Origin of the sequence: Enterobacter sp. D2, from assembly GCF_034427575.1 — a bacterium.
Classification (GTDB): Bacteria; Pseudomonadota; Gammaproteobacteria; order Enterobacterales; family Enterobacteriaceae; genus Enterobacter; species Enterobacter cloacae_M.
Window position 1 is genome coordinate 186483 of record NZ_JAXQPP010000002.1, and the last position, 14287, is coordinate 200769.

Sequence of the window (14287 nt, forward strand, 5' to 3'; positions counted from 1 at the left end):
AAAACCCACAAAAAAAGCCCGTTAACGAGACGCATGGCTTCAGAGCCGTTTTAGTTAATGCTAAAAATTGTGCTTTCCGGTACTATGCGGCGGTTTTTTCCGCATTACTGAGAGCGATCATGTCCACCACACTGTTTAAAGATTTCACCTTCGAAGCCGCCCACCACCTTCCGCATGTCCCTGAAGGGCATAAATGCGGCCGTCTGCACGGGCATTCGTTCATGGTGCGTCTTGAGATCACCGGTGAAGTTGATCCGCATACCGGTTGGATCATGGATTTTGCCGAGCTGAAGGCGGCGTTTAAGCCGACCTACGATCGTCTGGATCATTACTACCTGAATGATATCCCGGGCCTTGAAAACCCGACCAGCGAAGTGCTGGCTAAATGGATTTGGGATCAGATGAAGCCGCTGGTGCCGCTGCTGAGCGCGGTGATGATCAAAGAGACCTGCACCGCTGGCTGTATCTATCGCGGGGAGTGCTCCTCTTCATCACGCCCGTTTAGCGGCATGAACTCATAGAGCACGAGCGCGTTACTTTCCAGTGATTCTGTCATTTGCCAGCCGTCATTAAGCCGTTCATCGCGTAAGGAAAGCGTTGGACGCGCTTTGTGCGCAATCCAGCGCCACATCTCTTCATCAGGCCCGCTGTCGCTGCGTACCCCTTCCAGCAGCGGGTAGAGCGCACCATTGTGCCGATCGAAAAGATGGCGCCTGATGCGCCACTCGCCGCACATCCCCTGTAGCTGCAGATGATATTGCTGTTGAAAACGTTGGATGAAAGCCTCCTCGCTGGAGAGCAGCGGATTGAACACCACCACGTTACGCAGCAGCAGCTGATAGCCCCCCTGATGGCGGAGCAGCAGCACGCTCTTGTCGTTGACGAGCACCTCACCCCGCAGGCGTTGCCACAGCCAGAGCACCCAGTAGATGGGCCGCGGAAGGCCGTGATTATACTGAAGCGCAAGGCTCGATGTATCGAGGGTGTTGTTCGTCCTGGCTTCCCCCTGCAAACCGGAATTCAGCCAGAACCCTGCCAGCCAGACCTGTTCTGAAAGCCCGAGTAAATTTTGCATAAGCAGCGCGCCGCGAAAAAACCAGCCGTTGGTTGCCCGCGTATTCCCGGTAAGGGTATTCCACGAGAGTAACCATACCGGCAGCGTGCGCTGCCGCTGGCGAAGGGCGGCGAGTATTTGGCGAATCTTCAGCACGGGATAGTTTTCAGCCGAGGAGAGATGTGCAGGATCCAGCCGCGCCAGATCGAGCAGCTCGTTGGCATCCGCCTGACAGGCGAGGAAATCGGCCTGGTCCAGAATGCCAGAATGGAACAGCGCGTCGTCGCCGAGTTCAGTACCCACGGGAGAGAAGCGATGCCACACCCCAAACTTTGCCTGTGGAAGGTAGGCCCCGACCGTCGCCCGCTGAGCCTGCCAGGCGTGCTCCTGGGTTTCCGCGCTTGCCTGAGGAGACCAGTGCATCACAACGTGCCAGCCTGCGGTAATATCGGGTAAAAATCGGTTAACCGACAACTGCAAAAAGCGCTTCAGAAGATCGCATCGGGTGGTGACCCCCGTGTGCAGCAGGATCGTCCAGCCTTTTTTTGCTACCCAGGTAAACAGCTGCTGCAGATTGTACCAGCAGGCGTAACCCGCCATATGGGGATCGTCCCATCCCGTGGCGAACAGACGGCTGCTGAGAAAAGGTTCAGCGATATCAATCCCCTCAATTGGGATCGCCTCGTGAAGCGCCTCCAGATGCTGGCGAACATCCTCCCGCAGTAAATCGTCGAGCTCGCGCAGGGTGACGACCAGCCGCGCGCGGCGCAGCGCGGACGAGAGCGGATAAAGCTGCTGCAGATCAAATATTCGCTCCTGACGCGGAGAGTGGGTTAGCGGAGCGGGTTCCCAGCCGCGGTTCTCAGCGCCTCTAAGCAAGCTAAACAGCCTATCCACCGCGATGGGAAAGCGCTGCTCGCCCGTGCCAGCCCGCAGCGGAGACGCATCGGAGCGATGCCGCCTGGCCTTACGAAACTCGCCCGGAGACATATTGTGATAGCGCCGGAACCGATCGGTCATCATACGCGTGCTGGCAAACCCGTGCTCCAGCGCAATCTGATGCAAAGGACGGCTGGTGAGGCGCAGGGCATCAGCCGCTTTTTCCAGCCGCAGGGCGGTGATGTACTGCATAAAACTGACACCCATCTCTTTTCGAAAGAGGCGGGAGAGCCACGCTTCGGAGACGAACTCACTCGCTGCAATTTCGGCCAGCGTAATGCGCCGGGTATAGCTGGCGTTGATCCGCTCCAGCACGCGGGCAATGCGCTTGCTGACGTCGGCGTGCTGGTCCCGGGGTTTCTGGCGGGCAGGCTGCTGAAAGCGGCCAATCAGCAGCAGCAGGATCTCGCTCAGCCAGCGATTTGCCTCCAGCCTGAAGCGGTGCGGATCGTTCACCAGCGTCACCACCAGAAGCTGACGCAGCAGGTGCCGAAGTTCGTCACACTGCGGCCAGTTTCCACCGGACTCTGTCGGAACCGCGTAGTCATGGGCAAAAAAGTCATTGTACAGCTTGATTACCCACCGCCCGGAGAGAACGACACGAAGCGTCACGTTCGCGCTCTGGCTACTGAACCGCCAGCGCTGATAGCGGTTTATCACCGCAAGACCGTTATTTGACACCGTCTCGCGTCCTGCGGCGGTTTGCAGTTCGGCTTGCCCTTCCAGAACCCACAGTATCGTCAGCGAATCACCTTCATCCTGCGTGAGCAGGCGAATGTCTTCAACGACTACCGCAAACTCGTTCCCATGCTGCTCCATTCGGCTCCCCCGCATGGACAAAAAATGATGCGCCATTTTTTGTCATAACTGAATCGTATGAAAAACAATCAGAAAAAAAGCGTCGCTTTACAACAAAAAAGGGCATTTTCCGGCAATGCGATCGACATAAACTCGAAACTAACACCGTTTGGCAGGAAAAGGATAACAAAAATGACACATCCAATTGTTGACGCTCTGCGGGACACCGAAGATCGGTTCACTGAACTTCGTCGCGAATTCCACCGACACCCCGAAATTGGCTTCGAGGAGCACAAAACCAGCGACCGCGTCGCGTCACTCCTTCAACAATGGGGCTATGAGGTCCACCGGGGAATGGCAAAAACCGGGGTGGTTGGCACCCTGAAGGTGGGCAACAGCAGCAAAAGCCTGGGCCTGCGCGCCGACATGGATGCACTGCCAATGCAGGAAAACAGCGGTAAGGCGTGGAGTAGCACCGTCGAGGGAAAATTCCACGGCTGCGGGCACGATGGCCACACCACCACGCTGCTCTATGCCGCAGAATATTTGGCGCGCACCCGCAACTTTAGCGGTACGTTACATCTCATTTTTCAACCTGCGGAAGAGCTGCTGTATGGCGGACGCGTCATGCTGGAGGATGGCCTGTTTGAGCAGTTCCCCTGCGACCATATTTTCGGCTTGCACAATATGCCCTCCCAGCCGCTCGGGAAAATCGGCCTTCGCGATGGCGCCATGATGGCCTCTTCGGATACCGTTCATATTGAAGTCAACGGGGTGGGAGGACACGGCGCCGTTCCGGAACACACCGTCGATGCCACGCTGGTTGCCTGCCACATCACCCTCGCCCTGCAGTCGATTGTGTCGAGGAATATTACCCCGTTCCAGCCGGTCGTCGTGACCGTGGGCAGCATCCAGGCGGGTCATGCTCCGAATATCATCAACGACAAGGTGTTAATGAAGCTGACCGTTCGCACGCTGGATGAAACGGTGCGTCAAACCGTGCTGCAGCGGATCCATGATATCGCCGTGGCGCAGGCTGAGAGCTTCAACGCCACGGCCACGATCCGTCACGTGAACGGGAGTCCGGTGCTAAGGAATAACCCGCAGGCCAATGAAATGGTGCGTACGGTAGCGACCGACCTGTTCGGTCAGGATGCCGTCTCGTCGGTGAATGCCTTTATGGGAAGCGAAGATTTTGCGTTCATGCTCGAGAAAAATCCCAACGGCTGCTACTTCACCCTCGGTGCGGGAGATGAACCTGAGCGCTGCATGGTGCATAACCCAGGCTATGACTTTAACGACAAGCTTCTCCTCACCGGCGCGGCACTCTGGAGCGCGTTGACCGAACATTATCTGCGTTAATTCCCGCCCACCCCGGAGGCTTGCACGATGAGTACCGTTCCCCTGACAGGCACACCGACCTACGCCGGTAACGATCGGCTGCTGGCCGGTATTGTGATGAGCGTTCTGACGTTCTGGTTATTTGCGCAGTCGGTGATTAACGTTGTCCCGGCAATGAAAAATAGCCTGACTATCTCCCTCGAAACCCTCACGCTGGCGGTCAGCCTCAGCGCCTTGTTCAGCGGCTGTTTTGTCGTTGCCTGCGGGGGATTCGCCGACAAGTTTGGGCGTATGCGCATGACCTATATCGGCCTGATGCTGAGCATCGTCGGAAGCGCCCTGCTTTTCATCTCGTGGGAGCCGGTTCTGTTTCTGCTGGGAAGAGCGATACAGGGGCTGTCAGCGGCCTGCATCATGCCCGCCACGCTGGCGCTGATTAAAACCTGGTATGAAGGAAACGCGCGGCAGCGGGCCATCAGCTTTTGGGTCATTGGTTCATGGGGCGGCAGCGGCCTGAGCGCGTTTGTCGGCGGGACTATTGCCACCACGCTCGGCTGGCGCTGGATTTTTGTTTTTTCCATGCTGGTCGCGGTGGCGGCGCTGCTGCTGATCCGCGGTACGCCGGAAAGCCGAAGCGACGCCGTGAGCCGCCATAAGCTGGATATCAGCGGCCTGGTGAGCTTTGTCTGCATGCTGGTGCTGCTGAACCTATTTATCAGTAAAGGGCACAGCTGGGGCTGGAGCAGCGTTTTATCGCTACTTGTGCTGGGTAGCGCCGCGCTGGCAGCGGTCTTCTTTGTGCTTACCGGGCGACGTAAAGGTGATGTGGCGCTGATTGATTTTGCCCTGTTTAAAAACCGGGCCTACAGCGCGTCGGTATTCTCAAATTTTTTGCTCAACGGCTGCATTGGCACCATGATGATCGCCAGTATCTGGCTGCAGCAAGGACACCATCTTTCGCCGCTACAAACCGGCATCATGACGCTGGGATATCTGGTCACCGTGCTGGCGATGATTCGGGTCGGGGAAAAGCTGCTCCAGCGTTACGGGGCGCGCCTGCCGATGATGACAGGGCCGCTGCTGACCGCAACGGGTATCACGCTGATCTCCTGCACTTTCTTAAGCAAAGAGATCTATATTGTCACCGTTTTTCTCAGCAACATTTTATTTGGCCTGGGGCTGGGGTGTTACGCCACGCCGTCAACGGATACTGCGGTAATGAATGCGCCTGAAAACAAAGTTGGCGTGGCCTCAGGGGTTTACAAGATGGGCAGTTCACTGGGCGGAGCAATGGGGATCGCCGTTACCGCGTCGCTGTATGCGCTGCTGCTGCCGCTGGGAATGGCCAGCGCCGCACAGTATGCGCTACTCTTCAACAGCGCAATTTGTCTCGCTTCGGCGGGAGTCACCTGGGCATTACTTCCTTCAGAACGGGCCCCGCGATAGTCGGGGCCGCGCAACGATCATGCGATATTCAGATATTTGTGCGTCTGCATCGACAGGCGCCAGTTGCGCGCAATACAGGTTTCAATGCACAGGCGCGTTGCATCCTCTTTCTGGCTGATAGGCTGCAGGGCAATCACCCGCTGCTTTTCATCCGTCAGCGTGGCCAGCAGTTCATCCAGCGCTTCGATATCACGCACGCGCCCTACCGGGTGCTTAATCTCATCCGCGCGTTCCAGCGCCTGAGACAGCACGTCATACCCGCCGCGCATATTCACTTTTGGCGATACCGTCACCCAGGTCGTGTGTGAACAGCGCACTTCATGGGTGCCGCTGGTCTCAATCTGGCAGCTGTAGCCGTTCTTTTCGAGCAGCTCGGTCAGCGGCGTCAGATCGTGGATGCAGGGCTCACCGCCGGTGATCACCACGTGGCGCGCCGTCCAGCCCTGACGACCAATAATGGCCAGCAGATCTTCAGAACTGCCCGCGCCCCACTTATCGCTCTCTTTGGTTTTCGCCAGAATGCTAAACAGCGACACTTCCCGATCTGCGAGCTTATCCCACGTATGTTTGGTATCACACCAGGCACAGCCAACCGGGCATCCCTGTAAACGAATGAAAATAGCGGGAACGCCGGTAAAGTAACCCTCGCCTTGCAGGGTCTGGAACATCTCGTTAATCGGGTACTGCATAGTCATCTCAGTAAAGGGGATAAACGATAAGTATCGCAGATCCCCGCCGGATGGTCATGCTCCATCGGTGCTTTGCGCGCCAATCGCCGCCATAAAACGCTCGGTAATTTGCTGTGGACGGGTGATCGCGCCGCCGACGACGACCGTATGCGCGCCCAGCGCCAGGCATCTGGCCGCGCGTTCAGGCGTATCCACGTTGCCTTCGGCAATCACGGGAACCGTCACGGCGGCCAGCACGGCCTTCAGGAACGCGCAGTCATTTTCCGGAAGCGAATGGCCCGCCGTTTCCGCCGTATAGCCGTAAAGCGTGGTGCCGACGCAGTCAAAGCCAAGCGCCTGCGCCGTCACGGCTTCGCCCACGGTGGAAATATCCGCCATCAGCAGTACCGAGGGGTAGCGCGAGCGAATGCGCGTGACCAGCGTTTCCAGGGATTCTCCACCGGGACGCTCACGCGCCGTCGCATCAAGCGCAATGATTTCCGGAGAGGCGGCCATGAGCTCATCCACCTCTTTCATCGTGGCGGTGATAAACACCTCGCTTTCCGGGTAATCCCGTTTGATGATGCCGATAACAGGCAAAGACACCTGCTGCTTAATGGCCTCGATATCCACCACGCTGTTGGCACGAATGGCTGCGGCCCCGCCCTGTGCCGCCGCCAGCGCCATCCGCGACATAATAAACGGGCTGTGCAGCGGTTCATTTTCCAGCGCCTGACAGGAGACGACCAGTTTTCCCTTCAGGTTATCCAGTACAGTTTTCATTACGATAAGATCTCTTCCACTTCGTTTTTGATAATCGTGACGTGCGGGCCATAAATGACCTGAACACCGTTACCGCGCACGATAACGCCGCGTGCGCCGGTGGCTCTCAGCGCCGCGTCATTCACTTTGCTGCCGTCCTTCACCGTGACGCGAAGCCGCGTGGCGCAGCAGTCCACCTCTTCCAGATTGTCTTTTCCGCCTAATCCGGCGATCACCGCAACGGCGCGCTCGCTCTGCGAGAAGGTCGCTTCACTGGCCATCGCCTCCTTTTCCCGACCCGGTGTGGCAAAATCGAAACGGTTAATCAGATAGCGGAAGGTGAAGTAGTAAAGGAAGAACCACGGCACGCCGACCAGCGGAACGAACATCCAGTGGGTTTTGGCCTCCCCCTGCAAAATGCCGAACAGCACGAAGTCGATAAAACCGCCGGAGAAGGTTTGCCCGATGGTGATATGCAGCATGTGTGCGAGCATGAACGCCAGCCCGTCAAACAGCGCATGAATGACGTAAAGCACCGGCGCAATAAACAGGAAGGAAAACTCGATAGGCTCGGTAATCCCGGTCAGGAACGAGGTTAGCGCCGCAGAGAGCAGCAGCCCGGCAACGCGCTTTTTGTTCTCCGGTTTTGCCGTGTGGTACATCGCCAGACACGCGCCGAGCAGGCCAAACATCATCGTAATAAAGCGCCCGGACATGAAGCGCGACGTGCCCTCATAGAAATGCTGCGTGTTCGGGTCGGCCAACTGGGCGAAGAAGATCCGCTGTGTGCCCTCAACGAGGTGACCGTTAACAATCTCACTGCCGCCGAGCGCGGTAGTCCAGAACGGCAGATAGAAGATGTGGTGCAAACCAAACGGGCCCAGCATGCGTAAAATAAAGCCGTACAGCAGGGTGCCCAGATAGCCGGTGGCATCCACCAGCCCGCCGAGACCAAAAATCAGTTTCTGGAAATGCGGCCAGACCACGGTCATGAGCGCGCCGACGAGTATCGCCGCCAGCGAGCTGATGATGGGAACAAAGCGCGAGCCGCCAAAAAAGCCCAGGAACTGCGGAAGCGCAATTTTATTAAACCGATGATGGAGCGTGCAGGTCACCAGCCCAATCACCACGCCGCCAAACACGCCGGTTTCGAGCGTCTGTATCCCCAGCGTCATGCCCTGCCCTACAGCGCCCGGGTTCTCATGCGCCAGTTTGCCGGTGAGGATCAGCAGCGCGTTGATGGTGGCATTCATCACCAGAAACGCGAGCAGCGCCGCCAGCCCAGCCGTACCCTTATCGCTTTTTGCCAGCCCGACGGCGACCCCAACCGCAAACAGCACCGAGAGGTTCGCAAACACGATTGAACCGGCGCTGCTCATGATGGTGAAAATGGCCTGCAGCCAGCTCACATCTAAAAACGGATAAGCCGCCAGCGTATTGGGATTCGATAGCGCGCCGCCTATTCCCAGCAGCAGGCCCGCCGCGGGCAGCACGGCGATAGGCAACATAAAGGATTTACCAAAGCGCTGCGCTTTTTCAAACCATCCCCCCGAAGAAGCACCACTGAACATTTGCATCATGTTTTCATCTCCCCACTAAATGATGAAAATTTTTACCACATAAATATATAGAAGTGAAAATTATCATCAATAACCAGGAAGCCGATCATACTTTTTCAAAATGACTGGCATCTTTCCCCTCCTTTCCGCCACACTAGTCGCAGCGAAACACATTAAGGACGTGGCATGTCGGACCATGAAAATCTGCTGCTGAAGCTCCGCCAGGAGGCTTCCGGGTACAGCCCAACGCAACAAAAACTCGGCGAGTTTGTCCTCAGCGATCCTGGCCGGGTGCTCTACCTGACGATCACTGAACTGGCGCGCGAGAGCCACACCAGCGAGGCAAGCGTCACGCGCCTTTGCCGGACGCTGGGCTGCAAGGGCTATAACGAATTTAAAATGGCGCTTGCGCTGGATATTCAGCAGGGCCAGCCCGCGCGTCAGGCGGGGGATGAGATTGATAACGTCGTGGATGAGTCGGTGCAGGCCTTGCAGGATACCGCCAGACTCCTCGACCGCACGCTGCTTGAAAAGGCGGCGCTGGCGCTGCACCAGGCGCAATCCGTGCAGATTTATGGCGTCGCGGCCAGCGCGATCCTCGGCGAGTATCTGCATTACAAGCTGCTGCGGCTGGGCAAACCCGCACAGCTGTTTAGCGATATGCACCGCGCGGCCATGAATGCGACAACGCTTTCGAAAGAGACGCTGGTTGTGGCCATCTCCAGCTCGGGTTCAACGCGGGATTTACTCCACGTGGTGAAGCTTGCCCGCAAGCGCGGCGTTAAGGTGCTGGCACTCAGCAATACGCCCCGCAGCCCGCTGGCGTCCCTGAGCGACATGCAGCTGGTGGCCGCCAAACCAGAGGGACCCCTTAGCGCAGGCGCGCTCAATGCTAAGGTTGGGGTGATGCTGCTGGTCGAGCTGCTGACCACGTCCATGATTGCGCTGGATGGTCATTACGGCGACGTTAGCCAGCAAACAGCCAGCGCCACGCTTCCCCTTTTGCTCTGAAAATCATTCGCAGGCTAAATAAATCGGCCTGCGACTTATTTTGTCTGATTTGAGTTAAGTGGTATTTAAAACATTTATTCGATAAATGTTTGGTGTAACAAATTATTATATTTATTACATTTTGAATTACGTTAGCCATTCGACATAGACTTTATAAAAACATTTAAATTCAATAAGTTAAAATTTAAATTTTAATAGAGTGAATTTTTACCCTTGCGCTAGTGTCCAATATCTCCACCTGATTCCCTTTCCTTAAAATAAGCTTAAGACGCCATTGATTTCGGCGTTTTATTATTTAAATGCCGTTTACTTTTGCACGCCTACAATCCGCCTCATCAATCATAATGAGACGGTATTAATGAAGATGTTATTGATTACAGGCGTGACCGGATTTCTGGGCGGTGCAGTTCTTGAAAAAATCCTGACCAGCGATCAACCTGCAAAACTCCTTTTGCTTGCGCGCGCCAGCGATCCGCAGAGCGGGCTGGAGCGCGTGCTGGAGAACATGCGCAAGTTCAACGTTCCCGAGGACAAACTGGCCTCCCTGAAGGTGGATAATATCCTGATTGGCGACCTCAGCCAGCCTGAAGCCTTTCTCAACGATCCCCGTCTGGATCGGGTCACGCACGTGGTTAACTGTGCGGCCGTGGCCTCATTTGGTAATAACCCGCTGATCTGGAAGGTAAACGTAGAAGGTACGCTCGCGCTGGCGCGCCGTATGGAGCAGGTTACAGGACTGCAGCGTTTCCTCCACGTCGGCACAGCAATGTCATGCACGCCGGAGCAGGATTCACTGGTCGCCGAAAGCGCTGAATTCAGAGAGAATGCTGAACACCTGGTGGAATACACGTTTTCGAAGTCAACTATCGAACAGCTGATGCGCCAGGAGTGTCCGAACCTGCCGCTGCTCATCGCCCGTCCGTCCATCGTCGTCGGCCATACCCGTCACGGCTGCACGCCGTCGAGCAGCATTTTCTGGGTCTTTAGCATGGGCCTGATGCTGCAGAAGTTTATGTGCTCAATGGAAGACAGGATCGACGTTGTTCCGGTGGATTATTGCGCCGACGCGATGTTAATGCTGCTCAACAGCAACGCTCGTCCGGGAGAAGTGGTACACATTTCTGCGGGAGAAGAGAACAGCGTTCGCTTTGCGGATATCGATCAGGCAATGGCGCAGGCGCTGGAGAAAGCCCCCGTCGGGGATAGATATGCGCAGGTCAGCTACGAAACGCTGGTCAGAATGCGCCGCGAGTTGAAACATATTTTTGGGCCGTGCAACGAACGTCTGATGCTGAAAGCCATGCGTTTATACGGTGCGTTTGCCACGCTTAACGTGCGCTTCAGCAACGATAAGCTGCTGAGCATGGGGATGCCGAAGCCCCCCCGGTTTACGGATTACATCGCCCGCTGCGTGCAAACCACCCAGGGGCTGACCATTCCGGAGCAAATGGCGGTCGATTTTAAATAGCCAAAAAAAATGCCAGTCATTCGACTGGCATTTTCATTTTAAGGCTTAAGCAATTATGCCTGGCCTTTGATCTCTTTACGACCGTTGTATGGTGCTTTTTCGCCCAGCGCTTCTTCGATACGAATCAGCTGGTTGTATTTAGCAACACGGTCAGAACGGCTCATAGAACCGGTTTTGATCTGGCCTGCAGCGGTACCCACAGCCAGGTCGGCAATGGTAGCGTCTTCAGTTTCGCCAGAACGGTGAGAGATAACCGCGGTGTAGCCAGCGTCTTTCGCCATTTTGATCGCAGCCAGAGTTTCGGTCAGAGAACCGATCTGGTTGAATTTGATCAGGATGGAGTTAACGATGCCTTTCTCGATGCCTTCTTTCAGGATCTTGGTGTTGGTTACGAACAGGTCGTCACCAACCAGCTGGATTTTGTCGCCCAGTACTTTAGTCTGGTATGCGAAGCCAGCCCAGTCAGACTCGTCCAGACCGTCTTCGATAGACACGATTGGGTACTGTTTGGTCAGGTCTTCCAGGAAGTGAGTGAACTCTTCGGAGGTGAACGCTTTATTGCCTTCGCCAGCCAGAACGTATTTACCGTCTTTGTAGAATTCAGATGCTGCACAGTCCATCGCCAGGGTGATGTCTTTGCCCAGCTCGTAGCCAGCAGCTTTTACTGCTTCTGCGATAACAGCCAGCGCTTCTGCGTTAGAACCCAGGTTTGGCGCATAGCCACCTTCGTCACCAACAGCAGTGTTCATACCTTTAGCTTTCAGAACTTTAGCCAGGTTGTGGAACACTTCAGAACCCATACGTACCGCTTCTTTCAGGGATTTCGCGCCAACTGGCTGAATCATGAATTCCTGAATATCAACGTTGTTGTCCGCGTGCTCACCACCGTTGATGATGTTCATCATTGGTACAGGCATGGAGTATTTGCCTGGGGTGCCGTTCAGTTCAGCGATGTGCTCGAACAGTGGCATACCTTTCGCAGCAGCAGCCGCTTTGGCGTTTGCCAGAGAAACTGCCAGGATTGCGTTCGCACCGAAGTTAGATTTGTTTTCAGTACCGTCCAGATCGATCATGATCTTGTCGATGCCAGCCTGGTCTTTGGCGTCTTTGCCAAGGATTGCCTGAGCAATAGGACCGTTTACAGCGCCAACCGCTTTCAGTACGCCTTTGCCCAGGAAGCGGGATTTGTCGCCATCGCGCAGTTCCAGCGCTTCGCGAGAACCAGTAGAAGCACCTGATGGAGCAGCAGCCATACCAACGAAACCACCTTCCAGGTGAACTTCGGCTTCAACGGTCGGGTTACCACGGGAGTCGATGATTTCACGACCGATGACTTTAACGATTTTGGACATTAGATTTTCCTCAGTACAAGTTAAACTAAAACTCCAGACAAACAACGCGTACCAAAGGTACGCGTTGCCGTTCTAACTTTTTTTACTTCGCCTGACGCTTCTGGTAGTCGCTGGCGGCCTTCACGAAGCCTGCAAACAGCGGATGCCCGTCACGTGGCGTTGAAGTAAATTCCGGGTGGAACTGGCAGGCGACAAACCACGGATGGTTTGGCACTTCAATGATCTCGACTAACTGATCATCCCCGGAGCGGCCCGCAACACGCAGGCCCGCGGCTTCAATAGGTTTCAACAACATGTTGTTGACTTCATAGCGGTGACGATGGCGCTCGGTGATGACCGGCTCGCCGTACAGCTTGCGAACCACGCTATCGTCAGACAGCTGGCAGGCCTGTGCGCCAAGACGCATGGTGCCACCCAGATCGCTCTTCTCGGTACGGACTTCGACGTTACCTTCTTCGTCACGCCATTCAGTGATAAGCGCCACAACAGGGTACTTACAGTCTGGCACAAATTCCGTAGAGTTCGCGTTTTCCATTCCCGCTACGTTGCGCGCAAATTCGATCAGCGCAACCTGCATACCCAGACAGATGCCGAGGTATGGAATATTGTTTTCACGCGCATAGCGCGCGGTGGCGATCTTGCCTTCAACACCACGGTAGCCGAAGCCGCCAGGGATAAGGATAGCATCCAGATCTTTCAGGATTTCAACGCCACGCGTTTCAACATCCTGCGAATCAATCAGCTTGATGTTCACGGAAACACGGTTCTTCAGACCACCGTGTTTCAGCGCTTCGATCACTGACTTATAGGCATCCGGCAGTTCAATGTACTTACCGACCATACCGATAGTCACTTCGCCTGCCGGGTTGGCTTCTTCATAAATAACCTGTTCCCATTCAGACAGGTTCGCTTCCGGACAGTTCAAGCTGAATCGTTTACAAATATAATCGTCCAGGCCCTGAGATTTCAACAGGCCCGGGATTTTATAAATGGAATCGACATCTTTCATTGAAATAACGGCTTTTTCAGGCACGTTACAGAACAATGCAATTTTCGCACGTTCGTTCGCCGGAACCGCGCGATCGGAGCGGCAAACCAGGATATCTGGCTGAATACCAATAGAGAGCAGCTCTTTCACAGAGTGCTGAGTCGGCTTGGTTTTCACTTCACCTGCGGCGGCCATGTACGGCACCAGAGTCAGGTGCATGAACAGCGCGTGCTCACGGCCGATATCTACCGCCAGCTGACGAATCGCTTCCAGGAATGGCAGGGATTCGATATCACCCACGGTACCGCCGATTTCAACCAGCACCACGTCGTGGCCTTCGCCACCCGCAACAATGCGTTCTTTGATTGCGTTAGTGATGTGCGGGATAACCTGAACGGTTGCACCCAGGTAGTCACCACGGCGCTCTTTACGCAGAACGTCGGAGTAGATGCGGCCAGTCGTGAAGTTGTTACGACGGGTCATTTTGGTGCGGATGAAACGCTCGTAGTGGCCAAGATCCAGATCGGTTTCAGCGCCGTCTTCAGTAACGAACACTTCCCCGTGTTGGATTGGGCTCATGGTGCCCGGATCGACGTTGATGTACGGATCCAGTTTCATCATGGTCACATTGAGGCCACGGGCTTCAAGAATGGCTGCGAGGGAGGCTGCGGCAATGCCTTTACCCAGAGAGGATACGACCCCGCCGGTCACAAAAATATAGTTCGTTGTCATGCTGAACCTGAGAAGTTAGGGTGAAACGATGGAATAACCAAGACGGGAAAGTAGTATACCCGAACACGGCGAGCGCCACAAACTTTCATTCTCCGTCTCCATTCCAGGCCATGACAAACATAAGGAGTGAGAAAATAGCCCCTTTTGGGTAAATGTTTTTGACGCAAAT

At 55.4% G+C, this 14287-nt stretch carries 11 protein-coding genes; 5 read left to right on the forward strand and 6 right to left on the reverse strand.

Features of this window, described 5'->3' with window-relative positions:
• Positions 1 to 116 precede the first annotated feature (116 nt).
• A complete protein-coding gene (gene queD / locus SPG90_RS13105) occupies positions 117 to 521 on the forward strand; it encodes a 6-carboxytetrahydropterin synthase QueD (RefSeq protein WP_206514966.1) in 405 nt (134 codons plus the stop codon).
• On the opposite strand, the gene SPG90_RS13110 is transcribed toward queD, so the two are convergent.
• Positions 467 to 2812, reverse strand: coding sequence for a helix-turn-helix transcriptional regulator (locus tag SPG90_RS13110; protein WP_322408182.1), 2346 nt, complete (start codon positions 2810 to 2812; stop codon positions 467 to 469). The two genes, queD and SPG90_RS13110, sit on opposite strands and share 55 nt — an antisense overlap.
• A gap of 171 nt (positions 2813 to 2983) precedes the next feature.
• On the opposite strand from SPG90_RS13110, the gene SPG90_RS13115 reads away from it, so the two are divergent.
• Positions 2984 to 4153 (forward strand): M20 aminoacylase family protein, encoded by a 1170-nt coding sequence (locus tag SPG90_RS13115; RefSeq protein ID WP_045355771.1) that lies wholly within the window; start codon positions 2984 to 2986, stop codon positions 4151 to 4153.
• Between the two features lie 27 nt (positions 4154 to 4180).
• A complete protein-coding gene (locus SPG90_RS13120) occupies positions 4181 to 5578 on the forward strand; it encodes an MFS transporter (RefSeq protein WP_047173515.1) in 1398 nt (465 codons plus the stop codon).
• A 17-nt stretch (positions 5579 to 5595) separates the two neighbouring features.
• On the opposite strand, the gene queE is transcribed toward SPG90_RS13120, so the two are convergent.
• From queE to SPG90_RS13135, 3 genes are read right to left on the reverse strand one after another with little or no spacing between them, the layout of a single operon-like run.
• Positions 5596 to 6267 (reverse strand): 7-carboxy-7-deazaguanine synthase QueE, encoded by a 672-nt coding sequence (gene queE / locus SPG90_RS13125; protein ID WP_023309006.1) that lies wholly within the window; start codon positions 6265 to 6267, stop codon positions 5596 to 5598.
• A gap of 54 nt (positions 6268 to 6321) precedes the next feature.
• Positions 6322 to 7029, reverse strand: coding sequence for an N-acetylmannosamine-6-phosphate 2-epimerase (locus SPG90_RS13130; RefSeq protein WP_029741548.1), 708 nt, complete (start codon positions 7027 to 7029; stop codon positions 6322 to 6324).
• Complete coding sequence (locus tag SPG90_RS13135) at positions 7029 to 8588, reverse strand: PTS transporter subunit EIIC (protein ID WP_047173516.1); 1560 nt, start codon at positions 8586 to 8588, stop codon at positions 7029 to 7031. Before SPG90_RS13135 ends, SPG90_RS13130 begins: the two co-directional genes overlap by 1 nt.
• Positions 8589 to 8753: 165 nt before the next feature.
• On the opposite strand from SPG90_RS13135, the gene SPG90_RS13140 reads away from it, so the two are divergent.
• Together SPG90_RS13140 and SPG90_RS13145 are read left to right on the forward strand one after the other, a co-directional pair.
• Positions 8754 to 9578 carry a MurR/RpiR family transcriptional regulator gene (locus SPG90_RS13140; protein ID WP_032660262.1) on the forward strand — a complete coding sequence of 275 codons (825 nt, stop codon included), beginning with the start codon at positions 8754 to 8756 and terminating at the stop codon, positions 9576 to 9578.
• A gap of 358 nt (positions 9579 to 9936) precedes the next feature.
• Positions 9937 to 11046 (forward strand): SDR family oxidoreductase, encoded by a 1110-nt coding sequence (locus SPG90_RS13145; protein ID WP_126303053.1) that lies wholly within the window; start codon positions 9937 to 9939, stop codon positions 11044 to 11046.
• 53 nt (positions 11047 to 11099) lie between these two features.
• On the opposite strand, the gene eno is transcribed toward SPG90_RS13145, so the two are convergent.
• Both eno and pyrG read right to left on the reverse strand, forming a co-directional pair.
• Positions 11100 to 12398 (reverse strand): phosphopyruvate hydratase, encoded by a 1299-nt coding sequence (gene eno / locus SPG90_RS13150; RefSeq protein ID WP_045355766.1) that lies wholly within the window; start codon positions 12396 to 12398, stop codon positions 11100 to 11102.
• A gap of 82 nt (positions 12399 to 12480) precedes the next feature.
• The gene (gene pyrG, locus SPG90_RS13155) at positions 12481 to 14118 is read right to left on the reverse strand and encodes a glutamine hydrolyzing CTP synthase (protein ID WP_023309013.1); all 1638 of its coding nucleotides are present in this window, start codon (positions 14116 to 14118) and stop codon (positions 12481 to 12483) included.
• Positions 14119 to 14287: the final 169 nt, after the last annotated feature.

What these genes read in the sequence shown, in the direction of transcription:
- SPG90_RS13115 (WP_045355771.1), top strand. Translation starts at nt 2,984, where the DNA reads ATGACACATCCAATTGTTGACGCTCTGCGGGACACCGAAGATCGGTTC.
- queE (WP_023309006.1), bottom strand. Translation starts at nt 6,267, where the DNA reads ATGCAGTACCCGATTAACGAGATGTTCCAGACCCTGCAAGGCGAGGGT.
- SPG90_RS13140 (WP_032660262.1), top strand. Translation starts at nt 8,754, where the DNA reads ATGTCGGACCATGAAAATCTGCTGCTGAAGCTCCGCCAGGAGGCTTCC.
- eno (WP_045355766.1), bottom strand. Translation starts at nt 12,398, where the DNA reads ATGTCCAAAATCGTTAAAGTCATCGGTCGTGAAATCATCGACTCCCGT.
- SPG90_RS13120 (WP_047173515.1), top strand. Translation starts at nt 4,181, where the DNA reads ATGAGTACCGTTCCCCTGACAGGCACACCGACCTACGCCGGTAACGAT.
- SPG90_RS13110 (WP_322408182.1), bottom strand. Translation starts at nt 2,812, where the DNA reads ATGGAGCAGCATGGGAACGAGTTTGCGGTAGTCGTTGAAGACATTCGC.
- pyrG (WP_023309013.1), bottom strand. Translation starts at nt 14,118, where the DNA reads ATGACAACGAACTATATTTTTGTGACCGGCGGGGTCGTATCCTCTCTG.
- SPG90_RS13130 (WP_029741548.1), bottom strand. Translation starts at nt 7,029, where the DNA reads ATGAAAACTGTACTGGATAACCTGAAGGGAAAACTGGTCGTCTCCTGT.
- SPG90_RS13145 (WP_126303053.1), top strand. Translation starts at nt 9,937, where the DNA reads ATGAAGATGTTATTGATTACAGGCGTGACCGGATTTCTGGGCGGTGCA.
- SPG90_RS13135 (WP_047173516.1), bottom strand. Translation starts at nt 8,588, where the DNA reads ATGATGCAAATGTTCAGTGGTGCTTCTTCGGGGGGATGGTTTGAAAAA.